Origin of the sequence: Ignatzschineria larvae DSM 13226 (assembly GCF_038500265.1) — a bacterium.
Classification (GTDB): Bacteria; Pseudomonadota; Gammaproteobacteria; order Cardiobacteriales; family Wohlfahrtiimonadaceae; genus Ignatzschineria; species Ignatzschineria larvae.
In genome coordinates this window covers 2,516,179-2,533,118 of sequence record NZ_CP150637.1, presented here as the reverse complement: position 1 = coordinate 2,533,118, position 16,940 = coordinate 2,516,179, and the positions used below count along the sequence as shown (strand labels likewise).

General features: G+C 41.7%; 14 protein-coding genes. 10 read left to right on the top strand and 4 right to left on the bottom strand.

Annotation, left to right across the window (positions count from 1 at the left end; all coding sequences use genetic code 11):
- The first annotated feature begins 10 nt into the window (after window positions 1-10).
- Both WMO13_RS10475 and WMO13_RS10470 read left to right on the top strand, forming a co-directional pair.
- Entirely contained in the window at window positions 11-892 is an 882-nt protein-coding gene (locus tag WMO13_RS10475) for a helix-turn-helix domain-containing protein (RefSeq protein ID WP_026878946.1), read from the top strand.
- 56 nt (window positions 893-948) lie between these two features.
- Window positions 949-1,680 (top strand): hypothetical protein, encoded by a 732-nt coding sequence (locus tag WMO13_RS10470; RefSeq protein ID WP_026878947.1) that lies wholly within the window; start codon window positions 949-951, stop codon window positions 1,678-1,680.
- A gap of 62 nt (window positions 1,681-1,742) precedes the next feature.
- On the opposite strand, the gene WMO13_RS10465 is transcribed toward WMO13_RS10470, so the two are convergent.
- Window positions 1,743-3,116: an MATE family efflux transporter gene (locus WMO13_RS10465; RefSeq protein WP_051396228.1), complete on the bottom strand. Its 1,374-nt coding sequence runs from the start codon at window positions 3,114-3,116 to the stop codon at window positions 1,743-1,745.
- A 269-nt stretch (window positions 3,117-3,385) separates the two neighbouring features.
- Between WMO13_RS10465 and WMO13_RS10460 the strand changes: the two genes are divergently transcribed.
- Entirely contained in the window at window positions 3,386-4,315 is a 930-nt protein-coding gene (locus WMO13_RS10460) for an HAD-IIA family hydrolase (RefSeq protein WP_026878949.1), read from the top strand.
- A gap of 141 nt (window positions 4,316-4,456) precedes the next feature.
- Here the strand turns inward: WMO13_RS10460 and WMO13_RS10455 are convergent, their stop codons facing one another.
- The 3 genes from WMO13_RS10455 to WMO13_RS10445 form a co-directional block, all read right to left on the bottom strand.
- Window positions 4,457-5,941 (bottom strand): Ppx/GppA phosphatase family protein, encoded by a 1,485-nt coding sequence (locus WMO13_RS10455; protein WP_026878950.1) that lies wholly within the window; start codon window positions 5,939-5,941, stop codon window positions 4,457-4,459.
- 206 nt (window positions 5,942-6,147) lie between these two features.
- On the bottom strand, window positions 6,148-6,936 hold the full coding sequence (gene rsmA / locus WMO13_RS10450; RefSeq protein ID WP_026878951.1) for a 16S rRNA (adenine(1518)-N(6)/adenine(1519)-N(6))-dimethyltransferase RsmA: 789 nt from the start codon (window positions 6,934-6,936) through the stop codon (window positions 6,148-6,150).
- Window positions 6,937-7,113: 177 nt separating this feature from the next.
- Window positions 7,114-8,100, bottom strand: coding sequence for a peptidylprolyl isomerase (locus tag WMO13_RS10445; RefSeq protein ID WP_026878952.1), 987 nt, complete (start codon window positions 8,098-8,100; stop codon window positions 7,114-7,116).
- Between the two features lie 170 nt (window positions 8,101-8,270).
- Between WMO13_RS10445 and WMO13_RS10440 the strand changes: the two genes are divergently transcribed.
- The 7 genes from WMO13_RS10440 to ppnN all read left to right on the top strand — a co-directional run bounded on the left by WMO13_RS10440 (window position 8,271) and on the right by ppnN (window position 16,716).
- The gene (locus tag WMO13_RS10440; protein WP_026878953.1) at window positions 8,271-8,876 is read left to right on the top strand and encodes a ProQ/FINO family protein; all 606 of its coding nucleotides are present in this window, start codon (window positions 8,271-8,273) and stop codon (window positions 8,874-8,876) included.
- A gap of 9 nt (window positions 8,877-8,885) precedes the next feature.
- Window positions 8,886-10,604, top strand: coding sequence for an arginine--tRNA ligase (gene argS / locus WMO13_RS10435; RefSeq protein WP_026878954.1), 1,719 nt, complete (start codon window positions 8,886-8,888; stop codon window positions 10,602-10,604).
- A 79-nt stretch (window positions 10,605-10,683) separates the two neighbouring features.
- Window positions 10,684-11,412: an SPOR domain-containing protein gene (locus WMO13_RS10430; protein ID WP_026878955.1), complete on the top strand. Its 729-nt coding sequence runs from the start codon at window positions 10,684-10,686 to the stop codon at window positions 11,410-11,412.
- Window positions 11,413-11,594: 182 nt separating this feature from the next.
- Window positions 11,595-12,170 (top strand): single-stranded DNA-binding protein, encoded by a 576-nt coding sequence (gene ssb, locus WMO13_RS10425; protein WP_026878956.1) that lies wholly within the window; start codon window positions 11,595-11,597, stop codon window positions 12,168-12,170.
- Between the two features lie 138 nt (window positions 12,171-12,308).
- Window positions 12,309-12,905, top strand: a complete 597-nt coding sequence (locus WMO13_RS10420; protein WP_084331482.1) for a 5-formyltetrahydrofolate cyclo-ligase — start codon at window positions 12,309-12,311, stop codon at window positions 12,903-12,905.
- Window positions 12,906-12,949: 44 nt separating this feature from the next.
- The gene (yccS, locus tag WMO13_RS10415; protein ID WP_026878958.1) at window positions 12,950-15,184 is read left to right on the top strand and encodes a YccS family putative transporter; all 2,235 of its coding nucleotides are present in this window, start codon (window positions 12,950-12,952) and stop codon (window positions 15,182-15,184) included.
- A gap of 128 nt (window positions 15,185-15,312) precedes the next feature.
- Complete coding sequence (gene ppnN, locus WMO13_RS10410) at window positions 15,313-16,716, top strand: nucleotide 5'-monophosphate nucleosidase PpnN (RefSeq protein WP_034855730.1); 1,404 nt, start codon at window positions 15,313-15,315, stop codon at window positions 16,714-16,716.
- Window positions 16,717-16,940 lie beyond the last annotated feature (224 nt).

The window sequence follows — 16,940 nt, the reverse complement described above, 5'->3', positions numbered from 1 at the left end:
GGATCGATGAATGCTCATACAACAATTTCGACAAGCACTACAATACTCACAAGAAACTCTAGCAAAAGAACTACAACTTTCTGTTATTGACATTGAAAATTGGGAAAGTGGCACGGCTTTCCCCGAGATCCGTGATCTACGGGATATGGCGCTTTTATTTAAAACAAGTGTCGAAGAATTAAGAGGCGATTATCCCTTACGGGCGTATCCTAGAACTGGACATTTCTTTGTAAATAATTCGACCATTGATGCTTTTTGGGGACATATTTGTATCCACTTACAGAGCCACGAAAACGCTCTTTGGTTTCCGATCTCTCTTAAAAGTCAGCAATCTGCTGCAAAGCAGTTAACCCAAAGTTCAACAATCCATCCTTGGATCTCTATTGAAACCTTAAATAATCGCTTACTTTTTATAAATGTGATGCACACTGATTCTGTTGAGTTAATTCATCAACAAAAAGAAGATCAACAGAGTGCGTCCAATGATTGGGATATCCAAGGATATAGTTTAGAACTCTACCGCGCATTAATGCACAAAGATCAAGATCCTTTCGGTTATATGGCGAGTGATCAATATAGCGATGGTTTTAGGGAGAAAGTTGAATCAATTTGCCATTATCACGAGATTTACATAGGGGCACAACTACCTGATCTACTCTATAACACGCATATCATTCAAGTACAAAACAATATTACTAATCCCATTGCACCTCACTTTATCGCCGAGATATATCAGAATATTAGAGATCAGCAAATGCCTATAATGCTCAATATTTCAAAGTCTATCGAGAGTAATCAACATTTTATTCAAAGCACAAAAATCGCATTGATTAATACACCGCTTGCGCTACTGATTGATTACCAAGTATCTCAAAAAACAGAAGCCTGTTAATCTAATCTATATCGAACAGATATAAATATTGCCTTCAAACTATCGAGATCATCACAATGCAAAAATGGCCATTTCTAGTTTCATTGCTGATTATCACACTCCTACTTAATTGGGGTTATGCGCAATTACCTGTGGGAAAATATGTGGGGAATAACGGCGGTAGCACGCTCACGATTACCGAAAAACGACATCGGCAATATTTTGAAGTGGATATTCTTGGGGCGAATAGTCATTCTTGTTATGCAGATGGTTATATTAGAGATGCAGATATGATTCACAATAACGAACAGATCGGTGTTGTAATTCATGAAGATACTTCTGATCAATGCCTTTTATCTTTCAAGATGCAAGGCCATCAACTACGACTAGATGTTCTCAGTGAGCAATATAGTGAGGCTTGCCAACAATATTGTGGTGCGCGTGCCTTTCTCTTTGGAGAGTTTAAAATTCCACCCACTTATTGCACTCATAATAATATCCAAAAAGAGCGCAATCGCTTCAAGCAATTCTATGATCAAAAGCGCTATGCAGATGCAGAGAATATCCTAAACAAAGTATTAACCCAATGCGATTTTTATCTTGATTTCATACTCAAAGATTCGATTCGTAGCGATTTAGCGCTGACGCTCTATCATCAGCAACAGCCTGAACTCTGCCTTGAAGTATTAGCGCCAACGATTGCGCTCAATGAGGAAGTTTACCTCCCACCGAGCGATGCAGAAACTTACGCAACAACAGAGAAAGGCATTCTGTTTAATTACAATCTCTGTCAAAAAGCGATTCGTTGACGGATCTTAATCCGATTCATTCAATGAATCATTCAATAATTCATTAAAGATGAGGGTAATCGCTATCCCCCTAATTCCACAACAAATTCATCATCATTGATCCGTTGATAACGGTGATAGAAGATATAGGCTACCGGAATCGCGAGGATCACAGTGGCGATCGGCATTGTGAGCCAAACACCATCGAGCCCCCAGAATTTCGGCAGAATAAAGAGGAAAGGCACTTGCAGCAGCAGATTTCCAAGCGAAATAAAGAGCGCTTTCTGCCCTTCTCCAATGGCTTGGAAGAACATTGTTGCGGTCACAAATAGCCCATCTAAAAAGAGTACTGCTAAATGTAAACGAAGCGCATAGACCGTAACCGCAACAAGCTCAGGATCATCCGTGAACCAGCTTGTAAAGAAGCGTGGGAAAATGAGCAATAATGCGGTAATAATAATCCCTAAACCTAATCCTACATAGATCATCAATCGCGTCACAAAACGCGCCGAGCGCACCCGCTCCTCCCCATAAAACCGGCTAATCAACGGCTGTGAGCCATTGGCAACGCCTTCCACTGCAAAGTAGTAGATCGTTAATAGGTATCCGGCGATCGTATACGCAGACACAGCAACTGTGCCCCCATATTCCATTAGGAATTTATGGTGCAGCGTCATAATAAAACCGATATAGATAAAGGTGAAAAAGGCCGAGCTACCCGTTAACAAAATCGAACCTAATAATTTAAAATCGGGCTTAAAGTGATGCCAAGAGAACTTCTCTTCACTCTGCTTGAGCACATAATAGCCTCCTAACACCATTGCCACCATCTCACCACCGATACTGGCAAGCGCGGCCCCTAAGATTCCGATCTTAAAGTAAGAAATAAGCAAAAATGAGAGTAGGATATTCACCGTTACGCCGGCAGCAATGTAACAAGTTGAGCGCAGTGGTGTTCCCACATTACGCACAATAAAAGGCATTGCAAGGCTTCCAATTACAAAAGGGGCAGCAAACGAGAATGCACGGATAAAGATTTCCGCCATATCCGCTGCGGTACCTTCAACACCCAAAATAGTAACCAACCAAGGGGCTAAAAAGTAGAGTGCGGTTCCGATTAAAATACCGGGGATAAACTGTAAAAATAGGGCTTGCCCAAGGATTTTTCGTGCTTTCTCATCGTCCTCTTCGCCTTTGGCAATAGAGTAAAGGCTACCAATCCCCACGCCCACCAAGAAACCAAAGCCTAATAGAAGGGTAATATAGGACCAGCCGATATTAATTGCCGCTAATCCTGAAACTCCAATAAAGTGACCCACAAAGAAACCATCAACAATCTGATAAGTCCCGCTAATAAACATCGCAAGAACAGTAGGAATCACATAACTTGCAAACAATTTAATTACAACAACATTGTAACGACGCACAAAAACCCCAAAGTGGCTAATAATCTCCATAGTCTATCCTCTTTCTTGATAAAAAAGGAGGGGGAGAAATAAAAATATATTGCTATCTTACTGTTTTAAAAATCTAACCTTCGATATCTCAATCAAATAGTGATAATAAAGGTTTCAAAAAACTGATGACGAATTTCTTCTGTCCCTTCAAAGGGCGTTTCAAGCCTCTCATTGGGAAGCCGACAATGGCTATGGTAAAATAACGCTTGCTAATCCCATACCGCTTCCTCAGCGCTTTCTCAGATAACACTACATAAATAGGAGTCTGCATGCTCAATTTTGCTCAAGTTTGGTCCCTCTATCACGAATATTACAACCCAAAGCGCCTCTTTCCGAATCAAGCGATGCCAGAAAAGAGAATGCAAAAGGTCGATTCTCTGCTCTCGATTCAAGATCAGTATGATATTTTACTCCTCGATGGCTTTGGCGTTCTCAATGTCGGTGGTAGCGCCATTCAACATATGCCCAATACGCTAAAGCAACTGAAAGCGGCAGGAAAAGAGCTCTTTATTCTCACTAATGGGGCTTCTTATCCAACAGATGTACGCGCGAAAGCATACCCGAAGCTTGGATATGATATTCCGGCAGAGTATATCGTTTCATCTCGAGATGGGGTTGAACGCTTGCTCCCTACCTTACCCCTTACAAAACAAGGTGGCACTTGGGGCGTGATTGTGGGCGAAGATGCGTTCATTGAACGATTACCGGCAAAATGTGAACTCTTGACGCAAGATAATATCGATACCGTTGATGGATTTATCTTCCTCGCTGCCGGCGTTTGGAATAATGAATGGCAAATGAGATTAACAGACGCTTTGCAAAAACGTGCAAGACCGATCATTATCGGTAATCCGGATATCAGCGCACCGCTTGAAAACAGCTTTTCAGTGGAACCAGGCTTCTATGCGATCGAATTATTAAAAGCAATTCCCGATCTTAAGATCTACTATTGCGGTAAACCTTTTACAAATACATACGATGCCGCTTTTGAGCGAATTCGATCTGTCGTTGGGGATTTTGATCCAGCTCGGGTACTTATGGTAGGTGATACACTGCATACCGATATTTTAGGCGGCAATATGGCAGGCTGTAAGACGCTTCTAAAAGCCGATTGGGGTTTCTTACGCGGGAAAGATCCCATGCCTTTTATTGAAGAATCGGGTATTGTGCCAGATTTTCTGATTCAGAATCGATCATAATCTACTTCCAATTACAATTTCGATTTCGATGTCAGTTTCACACAGACAAAAAGGGCGACAGATCATCGCCCTTTCCATTTTAAATCTTTATTCTGATTGTATATTGTACTGATCAAACAGTTTACGGCTATTGACAGAGAACTACCACGTAAGCGCTGTGCCGATCTGCTTTAAATATTTCTGCTCACTTAAAAGATCTTCTCTAAATAGGGGATGCTCTTTAAGCCAACCTTTTTCAAATTGTAACTTGATCTCATCTTTCGAAAGGGAGATCTCCACATTCGGGGATTCTTTCAAATAGCGACCTCGATTGAATAGGACAGAGATACGAAGTAAGCAGGTTATCAGTAGCAAGTAATCGGGCATCCCTTCAAAAGCAGAAGGATCGATTTTCCGCTGTTGATAACGAATCATCGTTGCTAAAATTTTCTGATCCTGCTTACTAAAACCGTCTAAGTCTGCGTGCTCAACCAGATAGGCAGAATGTTTATATTGTCGGTGATGGGAAATTGCTAAACCTATTTCGTGAAGATAAGAAGCCCATTTGAGATAACGAACTGCTTCATCGGATAATTCAATCTGATCGCCTTTTGAATTTTTCAGCATCTTTACCAATTTCATACTAGTAATCGCCACTCTTCGAGCCTGCTCTTCATCCGCCCCTAATCTTGCAATTAACGCCTGAATCGTCTCATCTCGGCGATCTTTTTGATGGACGCGTCCTAAAAGGTCAAACAGAATACCTTCTCGAAGCGCCACATTGGTCACTGCCATTTTTTCAATAGAGAGTGTTTTAAAAGCAGCTTGTAAAATGACCAATCCAGCCCCAACGACATCGGCTCGTGGTTCACTTAAATCAAAACTCTTCGCAATTTTTTTAGTTTTACCAAGCTCAATAAACTTCTCTACTAGATGATCAAGCGATGCCGCGGTAATAAATTCTTCTTGAGGACCAAAAACTGAGACTAATGTGCCAAGCGTTTTAATCGTACCGGATGCCCCAACAAAATGCGCATTTTTGTATGGAATCAAATAACGTAGCGATTGTAATTCTGATTCAACATAGGTGAATGCTTGTTCATAATTCGCTCGTGTAAACTCCCCTTTTGCAAAGAACTTCCGAGTCATATTGACACAACCCACATCTTGGCTATAAGCGGCTTTGATCGCACTCTTATGCCCTAAAATAAATTCCGTACTACCACCACCAATATCGATCACAAAGAGATCTTGCTCTTGATCCTCTAAGTGAATATATTGTGAAACGCCCAAATAGATCAATCGCGCTTCTTCTCGTCCTGAAATAATATCAATCGGCATCCCTAGCGCTTGCTCTGCTTCACGGATAAAACTAGGATCTTTCAGCTTACGAAGTGTTAAGGTCCCTACTGCCCGGCGATTACTCGGTGCAATGGTGACTAAACGCTCACGAAATTTGCGAAGGCAATGAAGCGCCCGCTCGCGCACAACAGGATCTAAACCGCCACCATCAAGTAAGCCATAACCTAACTGCACCATCTCCTTAATCCGATCGACCACTAAAATCCGACCATTATCTTCCTGCATTACCGCCATGTGAAAACTATTTGATCCTAAATCAATCACTGCATAAATATCATCTTTCATACGTGGTCTCTCGCTATTTCATTGAGCTATTTTGTAAAATCAGAGATAAAATAGGCTCTTAATTAAGTGCATTACAGTTTCGCTATTATCGCATTATTCCAACATTATCCCTAGCAAGAAAGCGCATTGATTGATCTCTATCTACCGCTCTTCAGAGCGCTTTCAAAACACTTTCAAATAATATCAAAACAATTCTAAACCTCTAATTATTTACGATTTGAGAAATAATTACTGAGTTTGACAAAATCCTCAATCGCCAAATTCTCCGCTCGAATGGTCGGAGCGATACCTAAAGCTTCAATCTCTGCCTCAGTTAACAACCCTTTTAAATTATTACGCAGCATTTTACGTTTCATCGAAAAAGCGGCTTTCACAATCTCAAAGAAATCATCATCACTCTCAATTCCGTAAGGATTCCCCTCATAAGGAATTAAACGCACAAATTGACTCATCACTTTTGGCGCTGGGTCAAAGGATTGAGGAGGGATCTCAAGAAGAGGAACCACTTCACAATAACGTTGCACCATAATGGAAAGTCGACTAAAAGCACTATCGCCAGGCATTGCCGCCATACGCTCAATCACCTCTTTTTGAAGCATAAAATGCATATCGCTAATCAAGGCAACATTCGATAGAAGATGGAAGATAATCGGCGTTGAGATGTTATAAGGTAGATTTCCCACCACTCGAAGCTTCTCACCTTTAGGCGCTAATTTTGTCAAATCGACCTGCAGTACATCTTCATTAATCACCGTTAAACCATCAAGTGAACGGAGATATTCAATCAGATCTCGATCTAACTCTATCACCGTCATCTTTTTCGCTGCTTGCAAGAGCGGGCGCGTCATTGCCCCTAAGCCCGGCCCAATCTCAACAAGATGATCTCCCGGCATTGGCATAATACTCTGAATAATTTGGAAAATAATACTCTCATCGACCAAGAAGTTTTGCCCAAAGCGTTTACGGGCCCGATGCGGTTGTGGAGATTTATGCATAAATGACTCTCTTAATAACAGGTAAAGGACGTGGAATCGACAAATTTAGAACAGGCCATTAATAAAAAGCCTCGAGTTTAGATGATTATATCAAACTCGAGGCTTCTATTTTGTCTTAAGCTATATTAACGATGATTATAAAATCATTCTAGGTAATGACATTGCGCGATTAAAAGGCTATTTCTTAGTATCCACACGCTTTTCCACATAGACATCCGATAACATGCGGTTAAGCCATTCATCATATTTTGCTGCTGCTTTCTTTCTAAAGTAGAACTCTTTTGCAACGTTGCGCATCGCTTCATTATCTTGGAAACCGGTACGGCGTTCATCGACTCGAATCAAATGATAACCATAAGGTGTACGCACAGGTTTACTAATCTCACCAATAGGCAGTGCTACCATTACTTTCTCAAATTCTGGCATAAGTTGACCTTGCCCAACCCAACCTAAACTACCCTCATCAGCTGCAGAAACAGGATCTTGCGAATTTGCACGTGCTACATCTTCAAAACTAATCTCACCGGCTAAAATTCGATCCCGTAGGCGATTCGCTTCCTGAAGCGCACGCTCTTCTGATTTATCTTTATTCACCGCTATCAGAATATGACGCGCTTTATTCTGTGGTGCATTGGCTTTTGCAAGCTGATCTTTGATCTTTTTGAAATCCGCGGTTTTCATGAAAAGATCAATCTCATTTTCAGTAAAATTCAAACTTTGCACAATCTCATTTTGTAAGCGTGCAGCTAACATCTGCCCACGAATACTTTCTCGATATTGATTAAAATCCATTCCTTGATAGATGATATACTCTCGTAAAGTTTCTACATCAGTGCCATTACGCGCTGCAATATCCTGAATTGCATTATCAACCTCTCGATCTTGCACATAAATACCACTCTGTTTAGCAAAGATATCTTGGAATTTAGAAGTAATCATCACTCTCGCAACATAATCTTCTAATTCATCACCTGTTAATCTTTGACCAGGAGGCAAATAGTTCATCTCTTGCTTCGCTAAACCTAACTCTCGCTCCCATTCAGAGAGCGTGATGACGCCATTATTTACAACAAAGGCAATCCCATCCACTGTGCCAATGCGTGCTGTTGCCATAGGAGAAAACAACAACAGAGATACTAATAGAGTAATTGTACGTATATTCATAAATGATGACTTCTCACAAAATTCATTGAGTTATTTAGAGTATTTATTGCAAATAATATACTCTAAAAGATAGGGTTTACAGAAGAATTTTACCACCTTAATGCATTTAGCGCTAAGATATAATAAAATTGCATCAGCGAAATTTTATTATATCTAGGTTTTGGAAAATAATGTCAAACGAAATTACAACACAAACAACAGTAACTCCTACGCCCGAAGAGGCGCCAATCTCAGCACAAGAAGCTCGTCAGAAGCGCATAGTCGTATCCCAAGAACTCCTTAAAAAACTTGCTGAAGCTTACCCTACTATCTTTCCTCAACCGAAAGATGGTCGCCCGGTTGCGCTCGCGATTGGTATTCATAAACAACTTATTCCAATTGTTACAGAGTGGGGATTTAGTGCTGTAAACTTAAGATCAGCCCTTGCCTGGTATACTAAGCAACTTCGTTACCAACAAGCGGTGCTTCACGCGAGCCACCGTACTAATTTAGATGGTACTGAAGCTGAAATTATCGATGATACTCATCGTGCACTAGCGCAAGAGAATGTGAATAAGATCCAAGCTTATTTAGAGAAAAAGAATCCTGAAAGAGCCAAAAAACGTGCAGAAAAGCGAAAACCTGCCCCTAAAGGCCCTCGTAAACCAAGAGCCACGAAACCGGGTATACCAAAATCAGATACAGCGCAGAAGAGACAATCTGATATGCACCAAACTAGTGAGCCTCGTTCACTCGATGAAAAAATGCAATCACTACTCAATAAATTCAATCAGTAGGAGTATCGCATGAAACAGATTCCTATCCGCCTCCTCACCGAGGCGCTTTCGACCCTTTCTGCTGAATATCAAATCGAAATTGATCCTGCACTCGTACTTAAAAGCGTGGAACGGACTCGTGATTTAAGCCATGGGGATTTTGCCAGCAATATCGCAATGATGACGGCAAAGCAACTCAAGTCTAATCCTAGAGCTATTGCCGAAAAACTGATTGCAGCGATCGGTGAGCAACCTGAAATTGCCAAAATTGAGATTGCAGGTCCTGGATTTTTAAATTTCACCTTCAAGCCTGATATTTACCATACTGCACTCAATGAAGTCCTTGTAGAAGAAGAGCGTTACGGAACGAATAATCATGGCAATCATGAAAAAGTGCAGATCGAATTTGTCTCAGCAAATCCTACCGGTCCTCTTCATGTTGGTCATGGCCGTGGTGCTGCAGTAGGCGATTCAATTGCACGTCTTTTAGAAGCCAACGGCTATGATGTTACCCGTGAGTTCTACTACAACGATGCCGGTGCGCAGATTGATAATTTAGCTGCGTCTGTAAAAGCGCGTATCGATGGCATCACACCGGATGATGCGGCTTGGCCTGCTGACGGTTATCGTGGTGAGTATATTATTGAAATCGCTAAAAGCTACCTTGCGAAAGAGAGTGTTGTTGCTGATGATCGGGAAGTGACCGCTTCTGGTAACCCTGAAGATCTCACTGATATTCGTAATTTTGCAGTGGCTTATCTGCGCAGGGAACAAGACTTAGATCTTAAAGCGTTTGATATCAACTTTGATGTCTACTATCTTGAATCTTCGCTCTATAGAGATGGCGCAGTCGATAAAGTCGTCAATCGACTCATTGAAAAAGGTGTCACTTACGAACAAGATGGGGCGCTTTGGTTAAAAACCACAGATTACGGTGATGATAAAGACCGTGTGATGCGCAAAAAAGAGGGTGGCTATACCTACTTTGTGCCGGACGTGGCTTACCATGAGAAGAAATGGCAACGAGGCTTTCAATTTGTGATTAATGAGCAAGGTGCGGATCATCATGGCACGATCTCTCGTGTTCGCGCCGGTTTACAAGCACTTGATATCGGTATTCCGCAAGGATGGCCTGAATATATCCTGCATCAAATGGTGATGGTGCTCAAAGATGGGCAGGAGGTGAAAATCTCTAAACGTGCCGGCTCTTATGTTACCCTTCGTGATCTCATTGATGAAGTAGGTAAAGATGCAACCCGTTACTTCCTAGCGGCGCGTAACCCTGATTCTCAATTACAGTTTGATATCGATTTAGCGCTTTCACAATCCAGCGATAACCCTGTCTACTATATTCAGTATGCGCATGCACGTATCTGCTCTATTTTAGCTGAACGTGAAAAGCGTGATAGTGGTTTTGATCTTGCGCTTGCAAAAGCAAACCTTGGGCTCTTAACGATGACGCAAGAGTATAAGTTAATGCGGACCATTACTGCGTTCAAAGAGATCATCAAAACGGCCGGCAACCATCGTGCGCCGCATCTTATTGCTAACTACCTACAAGAATTAGCATCAGATGTACATAGCTACTACAATGCCAAAGATCATGATGGCAATGCAATCCGTATTCTTACGGATGATGAATCGCAAAAAGGCTTGCAAGAGGCGAAACTCTTCCTCTTAGTGGCAGCAAAACAAGTGCTTGCGAATGGATTATCGCTTCTTGGCTTATCTGCGCCGGTGAAGATGTAAGCGAAGCGCACTCTTGCGCAACTGTAAATGAAAGCATGGATGCTGATTTTACTGATGAATCGATAAGGATATTCAAAATATGGTGCAACTCGGACAAGTTAAATCTCGAGCAAAAATGCAGTGGCTTCGCGCTGTGTTTCGCTTCTTTTTTAGCCGACCTACCAAAGGGAAAATGATCTTTTTCCTTTTCTTAGGTATTGTCATTGTGGGAGCAGGATACCTAATTAGCAATCATTTGGAAAAAAAAGCGATCGAAAAAGAAGCTCGACGTGTTGCCCGACTAGAAAGGCTTGCTGCGCTTGAAGCTGAGCGCAATAAGCCTTTTGATCCTTCTGCGATCGAGATTCCTGAATCTGAATTCTCCTTTTATAAACATCTTGAAAATCGTTCCTTACAGGTTGCCGGAGAAGAGAGTAGCGGTGGTATGCAATATATTGAACCACCACCAAAGCCTAAATTTGAGCTTATTAGTCAATCATCCGGCTATGAAGCGGTCGATAATCAGATTAAAAATGAGTTAGCGCTCGAACTGCTCTCTCAATCTGAATTAGATAAACCAGTCCCTCCGCCTGCTAGCAATGAGATCAAGAAGAAGTTGCAAACAGGGAGTTTCTCTTCTACTTTTGAAGCGAATATTCATAAGTCGCAATTAGAAACAATGGGCTATAAGCCCACTATTCAAAAAGCAACGGTCAATGGTAAAACCACTTACCGAGTACAAATTGGGCCTTTTACGCCTAAAACATTAGCAGAAGTAAAACGCCATTTAGATGATCAACAGATCAAGTTTATCGAAGTTAAACCTTAATAAACTGCATTGTTGATTACCATTTTCCGGCACAATGCCCTATTATTTACAATATAAACTATCGAAATACGCAGAAATCATTCGATGATCATCACTCATAATTCATCGCTGAATTCCCTTTCAAAATAGCGTATAGTATCGATAACTCTCCGATTAAGTTATTACAAATTAAAGGTTTAAATATGTCACGAGGAATTAATAAGGTTATTCTTGTTGGACGTTTGGGGAATGATCCGGATGTTCGTTACACAGCGAGCGGTAGCGCCGTTACGACTATCTCTATTGCCACTAGTGAAAGTTGGAAAGATCGCAATACAGGACAACAACAAGAACGCACTGAATGGCATCGTGTGGTGTTTTTCGGAAGATTGGCAGAGATTGCCGGTCAATACCTTAAAAAGGGTTCACAAGTTTATGTAGAAGGCTCACTGCGCACAAGTAAATACACAGATAAACAAGGTGTTGAGCGTTATTCAACCGATATTAATGCGACCGAAATGCAGATGCTCGGTGGTAACAGTGGCGGTGGCGGCAACTACAATAATGATGCGATGGCACCTTCCGCGGGTTACCAAAACATGAACCAAGCGCCGGCGCAAGATCATTACAACCAAGCGCCTCCTCGCAATCAAGGGCAAGCACCACAACAAAATCAAGGTGGTTCAGCACCCTTTAATCCCCCTAAGCAACAAGCAACGGCGAATAACAGCATGTCTGATTTCGACAATCCATTAATGGACGATGATATTCCATTCTAATGATTGAACTATTATTGATTGGTCTATTATCGATGGAACCAGTTATAGAGTAATAGATGCCAAGTGTCTGATTTGATGCTTGGCTTTTTGCTATCAATCTTATGATTATCCATAACCCATATCGTAATCACGCAAATTATGACAAATACCTTAATCAACAATCATAAAAAATCTCTCAGAACGCACTATAAGAGGCTGCGCCAAGGCTTGTCAGAAGAGATGCAGAATCAATATTCTGCACTCATTTGCGCGAAAGTTCTTAAGATGTTGCCGGAAAAGCCGATAAATATTCATCTATTTCTACCTATGCAAGGTGCCGGAGAAGTCAATTTACAACTACTATTAGCTACCTTATGGGCGCGAGGGGATCGACTCTATATTCCTCGTATTCACGGTAAAAGCCTTGAACATATTCACTTCACAAAGGATACCGATTTAGTTTTGAATCGTTGGCAGATTCCAGAGCCTGCTCTCCATCACCCGCCAGCATCAATCGATGAAATATCCCATATTGACTGGGTATTAACGCCCTTATTAGTCTGTGATGAAGCGGGTTATCGTGTGGGCTATGGTGGTGGGTTTTATGATCAGTTTTTTCAAGAATTCCCACAGGTCGTTAAGATCGGTGTGGGATTCTTTACACCTATTGCTACAATCAGTGATCGCTATCAAGGAGATATCCCGCTTGATCACTATATCATGCCGGGAAAGAAGCTCACATTTGAACACAGATAATGATAAACTAAAGATCTTCATCGGCTCATTATTAGGGGATTTTAATGCTCTCACTCTATCCGTTGACTCGCGCATTTTATAACAATATCTTCTTCTACTGCCTTAAGATCTTTATCGTCATGAGCGGCGTTGTGATTATCCCAATGACAATAACCGGCTCACTCCAACTTCCCCCTATTTTAGGCGCTGTCGCGGCAGCATTAACCGACCTTGATGATCACATTAAAAATCGCATTAAAAATATCGGTTTAATCTTACTCCTCTTTTTTATTGCCTCTGTCCTAGTAGAAATTTTAATGCCGCACCCGGTCTTATTTTTTCTACTCTGTGCATTTGGAACAACACTACTCATGATGTTCAGAGCGCTCGGGGAGCGGTTTGCAACCTTAGCTTTTGGGACTTTAGTCATTTCCGTCTATGCGATGCTCACCTTTGATGTGGAGCGTGCTTGGTATCTGCAACCCTTAATGCTCTTAAGTGGGGCACTCTGGTTTCATCTCATCTCCCTCCCCTTTCACTTTATTTGGCCTGCACGCCCTGTCACCGATTCTTTAGCACATTGTTATCGGGAATTAGCGGCTTTTTTAGAGCTCAAAGCGCGTTTTTTTGACCCTGATGAAGTAGAGAGCATTGAATCATTAAAGTTAAAACTCTCCATTGCCGGTAAACAACTGACGATGCGGTTAAATCAGACAAGAGAGGTCATCATGCGCCGGCTTAGGTTACAGCGCGATGCAGATACAAAACTATTTCCCGAACTTCTAAATGCTTATCTAACCGCTCAATCTCTCTATGAACGAGCCTCTTCAGTACATGTGGATTATCTTTTACTGCATGAAAAATTCCGTTATAGCGACCTTCTTTTTAGATTTCAACGTCTTATGATGCAACAAGGCAGTGAAGCGCGTACGATTGCGATGACCCTCACTGAATATCAAAATTATCGTTACTCTAATTATCTTGCACGCCTAACCCTTCGACTTGAAGAGACCATTACCCAACTAGAAACCGCTAATAAAGGGGAAGATCAAGAGATCGATACACTGCGGCATCTACTTCACAACCTCGCGCAGATTAATCTTCTACTCTCTAAATTACAGAGTACCACGAATGTAGAGAAACAGAATGCCCTTAATTCTCACCAACTAGAAGACTTGCGTCATAATCTAGCGCTCCTTCTACCGGGAAAAACAGCGCAACTTTCTTGGAAAAATCGTTTCAAAGCGGTGATTGAACGATTAAAAATGCACTTAACGCCGGAGTCAGAGATCTATCGTCATGCCATTCGCATGGGATTTGTGATGGGTGTGGGTTACTTAATCATTCTACTAGGAACCGGCATTCATCAATATCTATTCCCGGATACACCGATGACAACACGGATTTTCTGGATTGTGCTGACGGCTATTTTTGTCTGTCAGCCTAATTATAGTGCTACTAAAACCCGTATTCTAAAACGCTTATCAGGTACTATTGCCGGCGTTGTGATTACCATTTTATTTCTAGAGCTCTCTCCCTCTATCCCACTCCAAGCTTTAGTCGTCATCGCCAGCGGTACGCTCTTTTTCGCCCTCAGTGCAGTGCGTTACTCTTTCGCTACCGCACTCATTACCATTATGATTTTGATCGGCTTTAACCTCAATGATTATGGTTTTATTGCACCTGAACGGCTCATCGATACCTTAATTGGCTGTGCTATTGCTTGGATTGCTTCCCACGTTATTCTCCCTGATTGGCGTTACTATAATGTACCGGCAAGCTACTCAAAAGCGGCAAATGCTAATTGTGAATATCTTGCTGAAATTCGAACACAATATCATCAAGGCCGTAGTGATAACCTCGCCTATATCACAAGTCGAATGCGAGCCAATGATGCTGATAGTGAACTGTCCCTACTCTTCTCGGCGCTGAGTGATACTAAACAACAGAATAGCGAAGCCAAAGAGATACTCTTCCATAACCTCTGCCTCAATAGCACCTTTCTCGGCTACCTCTCAGCATTAGGTGCACATCGCAATCAAATTCAATCGCCTAGAATACTTACAGCTTTAGATCAAGTAACCGATTTTATTATCCATAGCCTTCAAAGCAAACAATTCAGTAAAATGCGATATAGTGAGCTCAAAATACTGCTCTCTGAACAACTTCAGGCGTCACAATCCTCACGACAAGACCATTATTCAATGAATGAGGCGGCGATAGAACGGCTATTACTACAGCAACTCCACCTCTTACTTCGTTCATTGCCGAGTTATCTCCGCGCGCTTTTTAATGTTTAGTGCCTAATGTTTTTATCCGCAATAATGCACGATTGATAAAAGCATCCTTCCCCTGAATGTTTAGGGATCTGTTAGAATAATAAGGATAAATTCCATTAGTTACCCATTCCTAAAAGGAGCCTTTATTTATGCCTAATCGGATTCATTTTGATATTTATCCGCCGAGAGGATCGATGGATCTTATCTCTCATGCAGAAAGTGCGATTTTAAAAAAAACAGCAAAAGGTGATCTTTATCCCCTTTTTAGAAACTGCACCCTTGCTGTCCTTAATACCGGAAGCCAAACAGATGATGCGAATGTGATTTTTAACAAATACCAAGACTACGACATTGAGCTCATTCGTACCGAGCGGGGTATTAAATTACGACTCTTTAATCCCCCTGAAAATGTCTTTGTTGATGGTAAATTAACCGATGTGATTCGTCGTAATCTCTTCTCTGTTCTAAGAGATACCCTCTTTATTCGCTCTATTTCAGATCTCTACCATTCATACAAAAAGAATGATGGCGATTTTATTGAAATTCCCCACGAAACACGGAATTCCCTCACCACCGATTTTGTCTTTGCGATCCTGCGCAATGCCAATGCCCTTCGCACAGATTTAGATCCCAATATTATCGTCTGTTGGGGCGGCCATTCGATTAATGAGGTGGAATATGAATATGGCTATGCTGTTGGGCAATCGCTCGGCGTTCGCCATTTAAACATCTGTACCGGTTGTGGCCCTGGCGCAATGGAAGCACCGATGCGCGGCGCTGCGGTAGGGCATGCCAGACAATCGAATAAAGATAGTCGGTTTATTGGCATTACCGAAAACTCTATCATTGCAGCAGAGCCCCCTAATCCATTGGTCAATGAATTAATTGTCATGTCCGACATTGAGAAACGCTTAGAAGCCTTTATCCGTTTAGGTCACGGTATTATTATCTTCCCTGGCGGTGTAGGGACTGCGGAGGAGCTTCTCTATATTTTAGGATTATTGTTACTTCCTGAAAATAGAGAGATCTGCTTACCGCTCGTTTTAACCGGCCCCAAAGAGAGCGAAGCTTACTTCAGAACACTCGATACTTTTATTGGCAAAACCCTCGGCGAAGAAGCCCAAGGACTTTACGATATCATTATCGATGATCCAGAAGCGGTGGCGAAAAAGATGAAAAAAGGGATGATGGAGGTGAAAACCTGCCGACAACAGCGCGGGGATTCTTACTGCTTCAATTGGTTACTAAAAATCCCTGAAGATTTCCAACAACCCTTTATTCCTACCCATGACAATATGGCTGCCCTAGATTTAAGCCTTAATCAACCAAAAGATAAATTAGCTGCCAACTTACGCAAAGCCTTTTCAGGAATCGTGGCCGGTAATGTGAAAGAGTTTGGCGTTCGTGAAATTGCTGAAAAAGGGCCTTATGAACTTCACGGTGATCCTGAATTGATGCAGTTAATGGATGTTCTACTACAAGATTTCGTAACTCAGCAACGGATGAAATTACCGGGAAGCGAATATATCCCTTGTTATACCATTAAGCAATAATATCTAATACGCTAGATACCAAAGTAAAAGCGCAATATTGTGATGATATTGCGCTTTTTATCACTATAATAAATTTGTTTTAAGAAATGTGGTTTTTAAACAGCTATTGTAGAGTTTTAAAAGAAAATAAAACCGTACTAAACAACACTTGCAAGATGCCGGATAGAACTGTTTCCTCGCCTCGATCAGCTGATTCGCCGGCAAGTGGGCAATTTCACGGTCGA